The sequence below is a fragment of the Pseudomonas sp. PSB11 genome, assembly GCF_014596605.1.
Lineage (GTDB): Bacteria > Pseudomonadota > Gammaproteobacteria > Pseudomonadales > Pseudomonadaceae > Aquipseudomonas > Aquipseudomonas umsongensis.
Genome location: NZ_NOIO01000041.1, coordinates 1 through 15,033 on the forward strand (window position 1 = coordinate 1; position 15,033 = coordinate 15,033).

Annotated in this window: 15 protein-coding genes; 1 reads left to right on the forward strand and 14 read right to left on the reverse strand. The window is 62.2% G+C overall.

Going from position 1 to position 15,033, the window contains the following annotated elements; all coding sequences use genetic code 11:
• The 13 genes from CGA21_RS28270 to CGA21_RS28330 form a co-directional block, all read right to left on the reverse strand.
• Positions 1-208: aldehyde dehydrogenase family protein (locus CGA21_RS28270; protein WP_188265478.1), on the reverse strand; the 208-nt coding region annotated here is incomplete at its 3' end.
• 120 nt (positions 209-328) lie between these two features.
• Positions 329-1,864, reverse strand: coding sequence for an APC family permease (locus CGA21_RS28275; protein WP_188265549.1), 1,536 nt, complete (start codon positions 1,862-1,864; stop codon positions 329-331).
• Between the two features lie 208 nt (positions 1,865-2,072).
• The gene (locus CGA21_RS28280) at positions 2,073-3,113 is read right to left on the reverse strand and encodes a heme-dependent oxidative N-demethylase family protein (protein WP_188265550.1); all 1,041 of its coding nucleotides are present in this window, start codon (positions 3,111-3,113) and stop codon (positions 2,073-2,075) included.
• 18 nt (positions 3,114-3,131) lie between these two features.
• A complete protein-coding gene (locus tag CGA21_RS28285) occupies positions 3,132-4,100 on the reverse strand; it encodes a PDR/VanB family oxidoreductase (protein ID WP_110755226.1) in 969 nt (322 codons plus the stop codon).
• Positions 4,097-4,699 (reverse strand): dimethylamine monooxygenase subunit DmmA family protein, encoded by a 603-nt coding sequence (locus CGA21_RS28290; RefSeq protein ID WP_110755225.1) that lies wholly within the window; start codon positions 4,697-4,699, stop codon positions 4,097-4,099. Before CGA21_RS28290 ends, CGA21_RS28285 begins: the two co-directional genes overlap by 4 nt.
• A gap of 472 nt (positions 4,700-5,171) precedes the next feature.
• On the reverse strand, positions 5,172-6,608 hold the full coding sequence (locus tag CGA21_RS28295; protein ID WP_110755224.1) for a sigma-54 interaction domain-containing protein: 1,437 nt from the start codon (positions 6,606-6,608) through the stop codon (positions 5,172-5,174).
• On the reverse strand, positions 6,605-7,735 hold the full coding sequence (locus tag CGA21_RS28300; RefSeq protein ID WP_188265551.1) for a PAS domain-containing protein: 1,131 nt from the start codon (positions 7,733-7,735) through the stop codon (positions 6,605-6,607). Before CGA21_RS28300 ends, CGA21_RS28295 begins: the two co-directional genes overlap by 4 nt.
• 592 nt (positions 7,736-8,327) lie before the next feature.
• On the reverse strand, positions 8,328-8,747 hold the full coding sequence (locus CGA21_RS28305; RefSeq protein ID WP_188265552.1) for an organic hydroperoxide resistance protein: 420 nt from the start codon (positions 8,745-8,747) through the stop codon (positions 8,328-8,330).
• A 152-nt stretch (positions 8,748-8,899) separates the two neighbouring features.
• Entirely contained in the window at positions 8,900-9,667 is a 768-nt protein-coding gene (phnE, locus tag CGA21_RS28310) for a phosphonate ABC transporter, permease protein PhnE (RefSeq protein ID WP_188265553.1), read from the reverse strand.
• Complete coding sequence (locus CGA21_RS28315) at positions 9,664-10,491, reverse strand: PhnE/PtxC family ABC transporter permease (protein ID WP_110755220.1); 828 nt, start codon at positions 10,489-10,491, stop codon at positions 9,664-9,666. Before CGA21_RS28315 ends, phnE begins: the two co-directional genes overlap by 4 nt.
• Complete coding sequence (locus CGA21_RS28320; RefSeq protein ID WP_188265554.1) at positions 10,485-11,282, reverse strand: phosphonate ABC transporter ATP-binding protein; 798 nt, start codon at positions 11,280-11,282, stop codon at positions 10,485-10,487. Before CGA21_RS28320 ends, CGA21_RS28315 begins: the two co-directional genes overlap by 7 nt.
• Entirely contained in the window at positions 11,279-12,130 is an 852-nt protein-coding gene (locus CGA21_RS28325) for a putative selenate ABC transporter substrate-binding protein (protein ID WP_188265555.1), read from the reverse strand. Before CGA21_RS28325 ends, CGA21_RS28320 begins: the two co-directional genes overlap by 4 nt.
• 528 nt (positions 12,131-12,658) lie before the next feature.
• The gene (locus CGA21_RS28330) at positions 12,659-12,871 is read right to left on the reverse strand and encodes a hypothetical protein (RefSeq protein ID WP_188265556.1); all 213 of its coding nucleotides are present in this window, start codon (positions 12,869-12,871) and stop codon (positions 12,659-12,661) included.
• 263 nt (positions 12,872-13,134) lie between these two features.
• On the opposite strand from CGA21_RS28330, the gene CGA21_RS28335 reads away from it, so the two are divergent.
• Entirely contained in the window at positions 13,135-13,584 is a 450-nt protein-coding gene (locus CGA21_RS28335) for a cupin domain-containing protein (protein ID WP_188265557.1), read from the forward strand.
• Positions 13,585-13,590: 6 nt separating this feature from the next.
• Here CGA21_RS28335 and CGA21_RS28340 read toward each other — a convergent pair whose 3' ends face one another.
• A complete protein-coding gene (locus tag CGA21_RS28340; protein ID WP_188265558.1) occupies positions 13,591-15,003 on the reverse strand; it encodes an MFS transporter in 1,413 nt (470 codons plus the stop codon).
• Positions 15,004-15,033: the final 30 nt, after the last annotated feature.

The following is a 15,033-nucleotide window of genomic DNA, read 5'->3' on the forward strand; positions in this document are numbered from 1 at the left end:
GTTTGAGCAGCAGCAGCGAACGTTCCTTGGGCGGGGTCTGCGACCAGCTGTCGAAGGCGGCATCGGCGGCGCGTACGGCGGCATCGACCTGGGCCTCGCTGGCCTCGTTGATTTCCACCAGCACGCGCCCCAGCGCCGGGTTGAACACCGGTTGGGCGGGGCCCTCGCCGGTGAGCAGTTGGCCGTTGATCAAGAGTTGGGTTTGCATGTTCTTATCCTCTTTGGAACTGGAAACCGGTCCCCTGTAGGAGCCGGCTTGCTGGCGATGCGATGGTGGCCGTTACGCCGCCATCGCCAGCAAGCCGGCTCCTACAAAGGGGGATTGTTGTCAGATCGCTGATCTGTTTACCGAAGCACCGGTGAGATCAGAAGGTTTGGCCTGCGGCTTGGAAAACTTCCACGCATCCCCCGCCGGCGCCGTGCCCTTGTCGTAAGGCTTGCCCAGCAGCATGTAGACCAGGCCCGCACCCATCACCACCAGCGTGGTCAGGATCATCGAGTAGTTGATGTACCAGGCGGCATCCGGCGAGCGCGGCCAGACCATATTGACGATGGCGCACACGCCATAGACCAGTGCGCCGAGGTTCACCCACAGGCCCCAGGCCCCGAGGGTAAACTGGCCGCTGGGGCGCCAGCCCTTGGCGCGGGCGATCAACGCGGCAACCACGATCAACTGGAAGGCGACGTAAATGCCGATCGCAGCGAAACCGACGATCGTGGCCACCGCATCGGCCATGAACATCCCCAGGCAGACGATCGCTGCCGGCACCAGGCCGCTGACCAGCAGCGCGAACGACGGCACATGGTTGGCCGACAGACGCTTGAACAGCGAACTACCGACGATCATCTCGTCCCGGGCATAGGCGAACAACAGGCGGCTGGCGGCCGCTTGCAAGCTCAGTACGCAGGAGATGAACGACACCATCACCACTGCCATCACCAGGCGCGAACCGATCGGGCCGAAGGCATTGGCCAGGATCGTGGCGACCGGGTCGGTGTCTTCGCCGGACAGCACTTTGGCCATGTCCGGCACCGACAGGATCAACGCCAGGCACGCGAACATCGCGGCCGCACCGCCGATGTAGATGGTCATGCGCATGGCCTTGGGAATGCGCTTGCCCGGGTTCGGGGTTTCTTCCGCGACATCGCCGCAGGCTTCGAAGCCGTAGTACTGGAACAGACCAGCCAGGGAGGCTGCGAGGAAGGCCGGCAGGTATGAGCCGTTCACCTCAAGGTTGAAGGTGTCGAACAGCACGCTGATCGGTTGATGACGCTCGAAGATCAGCAGGTAGCCGCCGACCAGGATCGCGCCGACCAGTTCGCAGAGAAAGCCGAACATCGCCACCCGCGCCAGCAATTTGGTGCCCACCAGGTTCAGAGCGGTGGACAACAGGATGATTGCCAGGGCGATGACGATGTTGGCATCCGGGCCGGGATTGAAGCCGAGCATGATCGCCAGGTACGGACCGGCACCCACCGCAACCCCTGCGATGGTTGCGCATAACGCCCAGGCATAGACCCAGCCGACCATCCACGCCCAGCGCTTGCCCACCAGGCGACGCGCCCAAGGGTAGACACCGCCGGAAATCGGGAACTGCGATACCACCTCGCCAAAGATCAGGCAGACCAGCATTTGCCCGGCACCGATCAGCAGGTAGGACCAGAACATCGGCGGGCCACCGGCGGCCAGGCACAAGCCGAACAGGGTGTAGACCCCGACGACGGGTGACAGGTAGGTAAAGCCCAGGGAAAAGTTCTCCCACAGGCTCATGCTGCGATTGAAATCCGAGCTGTAGCCGAGGGCGCGCAGTTGTTCCGCGTCCTGATCGGCGCTGCTTGCACGCGTGTTGAATGAGCCACTCATGTTATTTCCTCATTATCAATGGCAGTGGATTAGTGCTGGCGGGTTCGCCCCGCCGTTGCTCCTGTGGAGCTTGTTGTTATCAGGTTGTCGCAGACCCCATGTGGGAGCGGGCTTGCTCGCGAAAGCGGTGTATCAGTCGACATAAATGTTGAATGTGGAACCGCATTCGCGAGCAAGCCCGCTCCCACAGGGGACGGTGTTCACATTCCTACGCCTGCGTTTTTGTCTCGCTGTCGCGCCCATCGTCGTACTGCGACAGCCACTCCACGGCAGCATCGCGATAGCGGCTGAAACCCTTGTAATCGACCAATTGCTGATTCAAATCACGCAGCACCCGATGCATGCGCCGCGCCCATGCCGGGTTGGTGGCGATGTCTTCGAGGCTGAGCAGGTAGGTGCGGATCGGAAAGACAATCGCGTTGCTGCGCGGCAAGCGGTGCAGCGGTTGCAACTCGATGCGCAGGTACACCAGCTTGCCAGCGTTTTCGGCCGTCACGATGGTCCGGTCCGGTGCCCATTCGGGCAGGCTTTCGGCCGAGACTTCAAGGCGCGGGTTGACCGTCAGCGACCAGTTCAGGCGACGCACCGGGTGGCCGGTGCGCAGGCGCAGGAGGAATTTCAGGGCGCGGTCGAGCATGCCGATTTCCTTCACCAGCGGCACCGGACCGTGGAATTCCTCCCAGCTCATGCCCAGGTTGAAGCGCAGCGAATAGTCAGCGCGCTGGGTGGCGATCCCGGCGCCCCAATACAGCGTACCGTCGCGTTCTTCCTGCAGTACCCAGTCGCCCTGGGCCTGGCGGGTCACGTATTCCATCGGCTCATACGGCAGGGTCGCCGGGTCGCCGAAGGTGAAGTGATCGTCGATGTCCAGCAGGCGGTTGGTCCAGTGCCATTGGCGGCCTTCACGGGACAGGGTGAAGTACTGCGGGTAGTCGCGGGCGTAGGACTCCATGATCAGTTCCAGCAAGTCCCACTGCGCCTCCATCATGTGCGGCGCAGAGACGTAGTGCATGCCGGGGTCCTTCTCCAGGGTGATGGCGCGGTCCCGGCATTCGCTGATGTAGTGCTCGTCGATATCGAACGCTGCGCGGAAGGCGCCGTCGCCGACCGAGACATGGGGCTCGAGGTTCATCGAATACATGTAGTCGTCATCGGGGAACGGGAAGGGCGCGCGGGCGATGGTTTCCGGGCTGTTGGCGAAGGTGTAGTCGTCGCGGTAGGTTTCGTCGCGGTTGAATTCGATAGTCATTGTTATGTCTTCCGTCGATCAGAGGTCGATGACCAGGCGATTGCATTTGGCGCGGGATACGCAGGGCATGATTTTCTTGCGGGCGGCTTTGTCGTCGTCCGACAGCCAGTCATCGCTGTGCAGCAATTCGCCGTCGAGCTCCAGGACCTCGGTTTCGCAATGGCCACAGGCGCCGCCACGACACAGGTAAGGCATGCTGTAGCCCGCGGCCTCGACCGCTTCGAGCATGGTCTGGTCCGGCGAGACCTCGATGGTTGCGCCACTGCGACCCAGGGTGAAGCTGAAGGCTTCGCCGCCGCTGCTTTGCTCGAGGAAGCGCTCGAAGTGCACGTGACTGTCGGTCCAGCCCAGCTCGCGGGCACAGGCCAGGGTGGCGTCGATCATGCTGTCAGGACCGCAGGCGTAGACGTGACTGCCGAGCGGGCGATTGGCGAGAATCTGCCCGATGTCCATGCGCGCTTCGATGCCTTTGCGATATAGGTGGACCTGCTTGCCGTAGGTGTCCTGCAACTCTTTGCCCAACTGTGCGTGTTCATCGCCGCGAACTGCGTAATGCAGTTCGAAGGGCACCTTGCTCAGGCGCAACTCTTCGAGTTGGGAGATCACCGGGGTGATGCCGACACCGCCGGCAATGAACAGGTGCAGGCGCGCCTGCTTGATCAGTGGAAACAGATTGACCGGTGGCGTGACCTCGATCAGGTCGCCTTCACGGACATTGTCGTGCAGCGCGATCGAACCACCGCGGCCGCTTTCTACCCGGCGCACGGCGATCTGGTAGCTGCTGGTGTCATAGGGCGAACTCAGCAGCGAGTAGGGGTTGCGCAGCGTATTGTTCGGGTTGGCGATGAGTACCACCACGTGGCTGCCACCGGAAAACGCCGGCAGGTGCTCGCCGGTCGGCGAAACCAGGGTGAAGCGCCTGATTTGCGGCGTCACCTCTTCAATGCGAGCGACGCGCAGGTTCAATGTCCCATTGTTCTGGCTCATGTATCGAGCTCCTCGGCTGGGGGCAGTTCGCCCGGTACTTCGGCATCGGCCTTGACCGCCTGGAAAGCCGCCAGGCGTCGGGAATAGTGGTCGCGCACCACCAGCGTCAGGCTGCATCCCGGGCACTGGTAGACGCGTTGGGTGACGTTCTCGGTGTAGGTGTCGCAATGCACGCACCAGACCCGACGCACCAGGGTGCCGGAGTGTTCGCGAAGCACTTCGTCGCGATTGAGGTCGTAACGGGTGGCCACCTGCATGGCGCTGCCCAGGAAGCTTTCAGAGCCGGCGAGATAGAGGCGGGTGCCCATTCTAGCGTTGCCGAGCAGGTCATCCAGGGCGTCGATCAAGGCCTGGTTGCTGGCATACACGCGCAAATCGTGGCCTGGACGCTGCTGTAGTTGGGCAAGGAAGTCCTGGCCGGAAAACGACTCCTGGGAGTACAGCAAGGTCACGGGCCGCTCCTGCCCGGCCAACTCGTCGAGTAAACGCAACATGGCGCACCCGCCACTGCCTTGCCCGGCAATGATGTGCCGCAGACCTCCTGGCAGAGGTTGCAACCGGTCGTAGACCGGTCGACTTTTGATCCCGGTGATCAACATTTCTTGTTATTCCTCCTGGCTATCGGCTCGACGGGTGAAACGTCGGCACAGATGCAAAGCCCAACGATGGTGGGTTGCAGATAGCTGGAGCACAGGGCGTGCCAATTCTTTAAGCTGTTGATTTTAAAGGGTTAATTGTTTTTTGAGAGGAAAAGTGTAAGCAGAAATAACTATGGTTGTAGGCGTTTTTGCAGCGGTTTTTTCAGGTGTACATATCCATTCCTGCGGTAACGGCCACCTATGGTTTCGCTCTTACAGCGAGTCACTTGGAAAAGCCCCAAGTAACCAAGGGCTCTTGCCCCTGGCGTTCGGTGCCGAGCCCTAGCGAGGCACCGAGTGGTGGGGCAAAGCCTTTTGGTTCCTTTTTGCTGGGCCGGCACTCCGGCGTTTGAAAAAGGGACTCGCTGTAAGAGCGAAACCATAAGAAGCCGTTACCGCAGGAATGGATATGTACGCCGACCACAACCTGCAGTCAGTCGCGCTGCAGCTTACGAATCAGCGTCCCTATATCAATCCCCAAATGCTGCGCAGCCTTGCGCTTGCTCCCACACAAATGCACCGCGCGCAAAATCACCTGCCGTTCAAAATGCTGGACCTGGAGCTTGAGGTTTTGCTGCGGGTCGTCCGAGGCTTCATCCTGCACGACCGAGGGAACCGACTGTTCCCGTGTACGCACCGGTTGAAGCAGTTCAGCCGGCAGGTGATGCTCCTGCGCCTCATCGTCAGCCAGCACCGCCAAGCGTTCGAAAATATTCACCAGCTCGCGAATGTTGCCCGGGAAGTCGTAGCTCAGCAGGCGCTTGCGACACCCGGCGGACAGGCTCAGGGACGGTACGCGATCGCCATTGATGCGGCTCAGCAGGATGTCGATGAGAAACGGCAAGTCATCGCGGTGCTGACGCAACGGCGGAATTTCCACCGGCAGCACGGCAAGACGATAATAGAGGTCGGCGCGAAACTCACCCATGTCCACCAGATGACGCAAGTCCTTGTTGGTGGCGGCAATCACCTGTACCTGCACGGATTTGCTCAGGGGCGAGCCGACCGACTGGATGGTGCTGTCTTCGAGAAATTTCAGCAGCTTGGCCTGTACGTGCAATGGGATCTCACCGATCTCGTCGAGGAACAAGGTGCCGCCGGACGCTGCTTCGATATAGCCTTGCTTGCCGCCCGCCAAGGCGCCGGTGAAGGCGCCGCGCTCGTAGCCGAACATCTCGGACTCGAACAGGCTCTCCGGGATGCTCCCGCAATTGACGTGGATGAACGGACGATCCCCCCAGCCAGCCGCACGATGAATGTGCCGGGCGATGGCGGTCTTGCCGACGCCGGGTTCACCCAGCAGCAACAGACGCGCGCGCCGGCGAAAAGCCCGGACGCCGGTGTCGGCGATGCTCGACAGCTGCGGTGACAGGTGCAGGGCGTTGTCCTGTGGATCACGCAGGCCTTGAGGCTCCGGTGGCCGGGTATTGAGTGAAGCCCGGCGCTGCGGCTGGCTGGCGTCGAAGTCTTTCTGGGTGAGCATCCTGAACGGTTTTTCGTAGGCCCCCGTGGGGATCGCGTGGGTACTGCTGAGCAGCACCCGGCCTTCCCGAGAGCGGGTCAACGCACTGTTGCCACCGCGGTTCAACGCTGCCAGTAAATCGTCGTAGTTCAACGCCGAGCGCTGGAAAAAATCACTTTCGGACAGCCCCACGGCCTGCTGCTTGGACAGGCGGTTGACGCGTTCGGCGGCCAGGTTGATAAAGCGCAATCGGCCCTCGCCGTCAGTGACGATCAGCGCTTCGCTGAAGCTGTCGAGCAAGGCATGCAAGGCCGGCGTTTCCAGCAGCGCGCCCAGCACTTCGCTGCTGACATTGACCGAAGAACGCATGCCCATCTGCAGCGTGGGTGGCAGGTTGGAGTCTTTCATGGGTGCAACTCTAGGGGAGTGCGAACGCCCTGGCTTTCGCGAAACACCGCCACGCGCCAGGCCACGCCTTCGCGAATCAGGATGCGCGAGCAATGCACATTGAAGTTCAGGTTGCGCCCGCTCAAATCCGGCAGGGGCAAGCTGTGCCAGGTGCGTTCGGGCAAGGCATTGTCCAGCAGCAAGCGGGCGATGCCGGCGCCATGGGTGATGCCGAAGGTGTCCTCGAAGGCTGCGTTGCGCCATTGCGGTTGCAGGTGTTCATCGATGACCAGCACTGCGTCAGGCACGGCATCGAAGACCCGGCGCAAGGCGTCGATGCGCTGCTCGGCATCGTGCTGCATGCGCAATTCCTGGCTGACATCCCGAATGCTGCCCCACATGCGCAACAGCTGGCCATTGACGATGGTGGCCCGCACGTCGTTCTCCACGTAGGCAGGCGAACCGTCGTGGCGACGATCCACCGACAGTGCTCCGTCGACATGGAACCCGGCCTCGATCAGGCGTCGCACGAATTCTTCGTTGGCCGGGCTGCGCGGCCAGTACAGGCGCACCGGTTGCTGGTTGAAATCGACATCCGACGGCATCTCGTACACCTCGGCCATGGCCCGGTTGCATAGGCGCCAATGAGAGTCGTTTTCGAACACCTGGCGCACAATCTCATCCGGGGCATGGTTGATGTCCACCGCCTCGGCGAATTCGATGCACCAATAGGCGACCTTGGCGCTTTGTAGCATCTGGTTCATCACCTCATTGGCGTTATGCATTTCCCGCAACCGGTGCCCCAGCGTGCCCAGCGCAATCATCAACAGGTGCAGGCAGGCTGGTTGCACGTCACGCCATTGCAGCAAGCCGCTGGCAATCACAGGCAGCAGGCCGCCGTTGCGCCGTATCAGCGTCAGTTCCAGGCTGTGGATCAGCTCGTCCGCTGGCGGGTTGGCAAGTAGCGCCTGTACCGTGCGCAACGATTCGAGACTCAGTACACGTTCGATCGGCTGATTGAGCAGTTCTTCAGGTGCATAGCCCAATTGATCGCTCAGGCTGGAGGACAGGCTGAGCAGTTGTCCGTCGGCGGCGAAGGTACTGGTCAGGGGCTGGGCTTTGTTTGCCAGCAAATTCAGGATATCCATCGGTGGATCGGCTCGATTCGGCTAATGGGACCTGGGCACACAGTGCCAGGGCAATTTGACAGGGCATTTCGCATGCCAACTCAAAAGCCATTGAACAGGAGGGCATGCGCGCAACCGTGATGATCGAGTGCTGCGTTATTGCAGCATAATCGGCAAACCCGCAGCGTGTTAAAAGATCAATGGTGATATTCAGCGCTGGGCTGTCAGGGAAGGCGTGGGTAAATTCGCGTTCGCCATCAAGCCGGCGCCTACAGGAAAAAATCGATCTAAAAATACCGGCCCACACGCCGGGCGTTTTGCTAATCTGAGGTTGTAGGTGAAAACGCAGACTGATGCGCAAGCGGATAGCGAGGACGCGTGGGGCGCGCTCCGAAGGGTACACGGTTAGAAAGATCTCCGCGCTGAGATCCAGCCCTTATGCCGTGTGAAGCAGGATAGCGCTTATTGCTGTTGCTGTGGGAGTCCTGATAAACCTCGTAAGCCAGAGACCAGCGCTGGCCACCTACTTGGCTCTCGAAGCCGACTTGTGCAGCTGGATATATACAGCTAGCCAAGATCAAATGCCCCGAACTCCGGGGCATTTGTTTGTCTGTCATACCAGGTTTATCGTGACATCGATATTGCCACGGGTTGCCTTGGAGTACGGGCAAGCCTGATGCGCTGCGTCCACCAGCGTCCTGGCCAGTACAGGGTCCAGGCCCGGCAGGGTGACATTCAGGCGCGCCTGAAGGAAATAGGCGTTGCCGGTATTGCCCAGGTCCACTTCAGTAGCAACGCTCACGTCAGCCGGCAAGCTCACCTTCAACGCAGTGGCTGCCTTGCCCATGGCGCCGATGAAGCAAGCCGACCAGCCCGCACCCAACAGCTGTTCCGGATTGGTGCCGCTACCGGAAGAACCGGGCGGGGATAGCTTGATGTCCAGGCGGCCGTCGTCGCTTCGCGATTCGCCTTGACGGCCGCCAGTGGTCACGGTCCTGCCGGTGTAAAGGACAGTTTCGATTTGATTGATCATGCAAGACTCCTGCTGAGGTTGGGGGCTTCAGTCCTGGCTGAAGTGCGACCCACCCACTGTTTCATCTTCATGTCATGGAAATGTGTCCTGAACCGAGCGATGTGTATCGCTGTGTACGTTCGCCGGCGATCAATACACATTGATACAAAAACTCAGGCTTTCACCCAGCGCTGGCGACTCCAGCTGCTCAGGGTGTCGACGGCAAACACCAATACCAGCATCGCGAGTATGACCGTACTGGCCTGGGCCTCCTGGAACAGGCTGAGTCTGAGGTAGAGCATTTGTCCCAGGCCACCGGCACCGACGAAACCGAGCACGCTGGCCATGCGGATGTTGTTTTCCCAGCGGTACAGGATATAGGCCAGCAACTGCGGGAACAGATTGGGCAGGGTGCCGTAGCAGAACGCTCCTATGGCGTTGCCCCCCTGCAGGCGGATCGCATCGGCAGGTTCTGGCGGGGTATTTTCCAGTGCTTCGGCAAACAGCCGGCCCAGCACACCGGTCGTGTGCAGCGCCAAGGCCAGGGTGCCGGCATTGGGGCCAAGCCCGGCGGCCAGGACCATCAGCACCGCCCACACCAGTTCCGGAATCGCGCGCAAGGCATTGAGTATCAGGCGCGACAGTCCTTGCAACGGCCAGCCGAATCGACCCGCCGCGGGCAACGCCAGCAGCAAGCCGAACACGGTTGCCAGCAGCGTGCCCAAGGCTGACATCGCAAGGGTTTCCAGCGCGCCGCGGGCAATGGCCTGCAAATGCCCCGTACTCAGGTCCGGGCTGAGAAAGCGCTGCACATAGGCGGCCATCTGTTTCAGGTTGCCACTGGCGCCCAGTTCACCGAGGTCGATGCCCAGGTAGCGGAACGAAGTGAGCACCGCGGTGCCGATGCACAGCACCAACAGCAGGTTGACCAGGCGCTTCATGCCAGCCTCCAGCGCAGCAGCCTGCTCAACTGATCGGCGAACAGCACCAGGACGAGGAAGGTCAGCAACAGGCTGGCCACCTCACCGCCGGCGAACATGCGCATCGACAGGTCGATTTGCTGGCCCAGGCCACCGGCCCCGACGAAGCCCATCACCACCGAAGCGCGAATGGCGCATTCCCACCGGTACACCGTGTACGACAACAATTCCGCCGCGACATTGGGCAGGATCCCGTAGCTGAATGCCGCCAGCCGACCACTGCCGGCTTGCAGCAACGCGTGGGCGGGGCGTTGGTCGACCGACTCGAAGATTTCCGCGTAGACCTTGCCCAGCATGCCACTGTAGGTAATCGCAATGGCCAGGACCCCGGCCGTCGGGCCCAGGCCAACGGCGCGCACGAACAGGAGCGCCCAGACGATTTCCGGCACGCTGCGCAGGAAAATCAGCACGCCGCGCACCGGCCAGCGCAGCAGTTGCCCCCACTGGCTCGGGCGACCGGCGCGGGATGCAGCCGACAACGACAGCGCGCGGCTGGCCAGCAGGCTGGCGGGGATCGCCAGGAGCAGCGCCAGCGCCATGCCGGCCGTGGCGATGGCCAGGGTCTGCAAGGTGGCTTGCCACAACAGCTCGAGGAATTCGGCGCCATGGGCGGGCGGCCAGAAGGTCGCGACAAAGCGGCCCATCTCGCCCCGGTTGTCACTGGCCAGCAACACACTCAGGTCCAGTTCGCTCAAGCGCATGCCCGGCCACAATAGGGCAATCGCCAACAGGCTTAGGAGCAGGCGTGGTCGGGCGGCGGGGTCACGGGTGTCACGGCTCAGCATCGGGGAATCTGCACACTCAAGGGGAGGACCGGGGGCGGTGAGGGCTGCAACTGTTCGTTGGCGTAGAGTGCATCGAGCTGCTCGCGGTCGACGGCGCTGGCCGGAAGGTCGAAGAGGATCTGCCCGTCACGCAAGCCGATGATCCGCGAGAAGTGCGCCAGCGCCAGGTCCACCGCGTGCAAGCTGGCGACCAGGGTCACGGCGTGCTCGCGCGCATGCTCGCAGAGGACCTTGAGCGTATGGCCGGCCAGCACCGGGTCCATGGCCGACACCGGTTCGTCGGCCAGCAATACCTCGGGGGCCTGGTACAGCACCCGGGCGATGCCCACGCGTTGCAGTTGACCGCCGGACAATTGCTGGCACTGGGTGAAGAGCTTGTCGTGCAGGTCCAGCCTGGCCAATGCCGCGCGAGCCCCCGGAACATCCAGCGGATGCACCAGGTTCAACAGGCTCTTGCCCAATCCCCATTGGCCGATTTTTCCCGCCAGCACTGCAGTGATCACCCGCTGGCGCGGTGGCAGCGGCGGTGCTTGATGCACCAGGCCGATGCGCGCGCGCAGGCGTTGGCGCTGGCGCGCCGACAGATGCCAGGGCTGTTCACCCAGCACCTGCAATTCGCCGTTGCCAGGGCGCAGGCCGGTGGCGAGGACGTTGAGCAGGCTCGACTTGCCAGCGCCGGACGGGCCGATGATGGCGACCTGTTCACCGGCATCGATGTGCAGGTCCAGGCTGCGCAATGCCTGTACGCCATTGGCGTGGGTGAGGCTGACCCGGGTCAGGTGCAAGGTCATTTGAGCAGGTCGGCGGCGCGTGCGGCTTCCTCGATGCCCTTGTAGTTCTCAGGCTTGGTCTCGATGAAACGGCTGGCCGCCTGCAAGTCCAGGATCGCTTTTTGCTCGGGGTTCGCCGGATCGAGGGCGAGGAAGGCGGCCTTGATCTTTGCCGCCAGCGCCGGGTCGAGGGTACCGCGCACGGTCCAGTTGTAGTCGTAATAGGCCGGGGTGGTGGCAAAGACCTTGACCTTATTGGTGTCGACCTTGCCGGCCTTGACCAGTTTTTCCCAGACGCTGGCGTTCAGCACACCGGCGTCGACTTTGCCCGCCTGCACCCAGGCAACGGTGGCGTCATGGGCCCCGGAGTAGCCCACGCGACTGAAGAACGTTTCCGGCTTGATGCCGTCCTGCAGCATGAAATAGCGCGGCATCAAGCTGCCAGACGTCGAGGACACCGAACCGAAGGCGAAGGTCTTGCCCTTGAGGTCGGCGAGGGACTTGACGTTCGGGTCGGCGGTGATGAACTTGCTGGTGAACTGGGCATCCTGTTCGCGCTGCACCAAGGGAATGGCATTGCCAGTCTTCAGGCGCGCCTGGACGAAGGTGAACCCCCCCAGCCAGGCCATGTCGATCCGGTCAGTGGCCAGCGCCTCGACCACGGCCGGGTAGTCGCTGACCGGCACGAACTCGACCTTCATGCCCAATTGCTGTTCCAGGTAACTGCCCAGGGGCTGGAACTTGCGTAGCAGTTCGGTGGGGGCTTCATCCGGAATGGCGCTGACCTTCAGGGTGTCGGCCGCCTGCGCCAGCAGGGTGGAAAGCGACAGGGTGAAGCCGACAGCCAAGGCCAGGGTGCGTTTGAGCATGGAAGTTCTCCGGTTCATTAGCGCAAATATGTGCAAGCGCCTGACACGCATGGATAGCCGTCAGGTGCTTGTTGAGGGTAGACGAAGTGCGGCGATTGTAAGGGTTACGGGCCATTGTTCCCACTACCCGTTTCCGGGTCTTGGGCTTGCAGCTGGCGCAGCAACCAATCGCTGAAGCTTCGCGCACTGTTCTCGCTATCACGATGGGTCAGCAGGGCCCAATTAGGTCCGCGAATGGTCGGTTCCACCAGCGGCTGCAGAACCAGGGAAAGGGGCGGCGCACAAGCATTGTAGGAGCTAGCCAGCGGTGCGGCGTGCAGACTTGTTGGCGAAGACGTCCTGGCAACTGACCTGGATTTTGTTGACTGTGTACCTATCCATTCCTGCGGTAACGGCCACCTAAGGTTTCGCCCTTACGGCGAGTCACTTGGAAGAGCCTGTAGGAGCGAGCATGGTCCGGGCGGCGTTCCGACGATGGTCGTCAACGATGACGCGGATCAACGTTGGTAGAGGCGCCGATGGAGGTAGTCACAGATTGACGGACAGGCTCAGGGCGTGAGGAGGCAAGAACATCAAAAGCCAAAGCAACAGCGAGGCGGCCTTAAAGCCGACCTGATTGCAGATCTGTCCGCGATCCAATTGTGGGAGCGAGCCTGCTCGCGAAAACGTCCAGACAACGCATACATCCAGACAGGCCGCGTCATCGTTGACCTCCATAGCGACGGTGCGAGGATTCGACATGTTCGCTCCTACAGCCCGGGCGGCGTTCCGCTTTTCAAAGTGACCCGCTGTAGGAGCGGAACCACAAGTGGCCGATACCGCAGCGCTGGATCTACACCCCAAGTTCCCGATCATCCGCAAGGCGTATCGCAACGTATCCGCCATTCACAAAGCTACAGTCGCATACAAAAACCGGGGTGACAGGACACGAAGGCGTTACACGGCGAGTGCGTAATGAGACCGCCCCCTAACGGTTTTTACCTAACGCACACCGGAGAATCAGCATGTCCCGAACCCCCACCCGCTACGTTGCAGGCCTGCTCGGCGTTGCCCTCGTCACTGCAACATTGACCGCTTTCACCGGCCTTGCCCAAGCCCAGGAGGCAGGTCAGCCGCCGGCGAAAAACTGGCAGGCCGGCCTCAAGCGCACGGACCTGGTGCGCCGTGACCTGGATGTCGCCGGGCGCGAAGTCATCCAGGTGCGCGTTGATTTCGACCCGGGCGTGGTGTCGCCGAAACACTCGCACCCCGGGGTGGAAGTGGCCTACGTCATCGACGGCACCTTCGAGTATCAGCTCGAAGGGCAACCGGCCGTTACGCTCAAGGCCGGTGACTCCTTGTACATCCCCGCCGGTACCGCCCATGTGGCCAAGAATGTCGGCCAGGGCAAGGCGTCGGAACTGGCGACCTACATCGTCAAGAAGGACACACCGCTGGTGGTACTGGAGCAGTAATCGCCTTTACCGCCGGTTAGCCTGCCTGCGCCACGCGATCAGGCAGGCGACGACGATCAGCCCCAGCGCGACCAGAAACGTCGTGCGCAGGCCGCTGGCGATGGCCTGGGGATGCGCGGTGCCGATGTCGACCGCCCTTGAGGCCAGGGCGAATACGGCGCCCAACGCCGAGGCCCCGGTGACCAGCCCCAGGTTGCGCGAAAGGTTGAGCAGGCCAGACACTACCCCGCGCTGATCAGGCGCAACGTCGAGCATCACGGCGGTGTTGTTGGCGGTCTGAAACACCGCATAGCCCAGGGTGAGGACGACCATGGGGGCGAGGTAGCCGCCCACGCCGAACGACTCGGGCACGAGCGACAACATCAAGCAGCCCAGCGCCATGCCCAAGAGCCCGGCGAGGGTCATGCCAGGGGCTCCGCAACGGTCGACGATGCGCCCGGCGGGCACCCCGGTCAGCGCGGCAACCAGCGGCCCGACCGACAACACCAGGCCGATCTCCATTGCCGACAACCGCAGGGTCTGTGAGAGGTAGAACGGCCCGACCAGCAGCGTGGCCATCATCACGGTGGTCACCAGCAGGCTCATGGCGAGGCTGCCGCTGAGGCGGTTGTCGCGAAACAAGGCCAGGCGCACCAGGGGTGCCGCGACCCGCGATTCAACCCGCACGAATAATCCGAGACCCAGGCAGGCCGCCAGCAGCAGGACGATATTCGGCAGGCCGAAGTGCGCGCGTCCAAGGGTCATGGCCAGGGCATAGGCGGCGAGGCTCAGGGCCAGCAACAGCGTGCCTGCTGGATCGAACCCCGTACGCGCGGATTGCGCCGGGCGATCATCGGGCAAGTAGCGTTGCGCGAGCAGCCATGTCGCCATTCCCAGGGGCACACTGATGAGGAACATCGAGCGCCAGCCGAATTCGCCGATCAGCACACCGCCGAGCGCCGGGCCCAGCGCGGTGCCAATGGCCGACATCGTCCCCAGCAGGCCCATGGCGCCACCGGTCTTGCCCTTGGCCACCGTCTCGCCGACAAGCGCCAAGGTCAGCGCCATCATGATTGCCGCGCCCAGGCCTTGCAGCGCCCTGGCAGCGATCAGTAGACCCAGATTGGGTGCCAGTGCGCAGCAGGCCGATGCCAATGTGAACAGGGCAATGCCGCACAGCAACAGGCGGCGTCGACCGACCAGATCACCGAATCGACCGACGCTGACGATCAAGGTAGTAATGACCAGCAGGTAGGCGATGACGACCCACTGCACCTGTTGAAAGGACGCACTGAATGCCTGGGCCAAGGATGGCAGGCCGACGTTGGCGATGCTGGTGCCCAGCGAAGACAGCAACATCGCCAGCGACAGGCTGACCAACGCCCCCTTCACCGAAGGCGACTGTTGAGCAACTGCCGCGACTGCAGATCCGTCATTCATGATGTTCTTCTCTCTGGCCACTCCCGATTG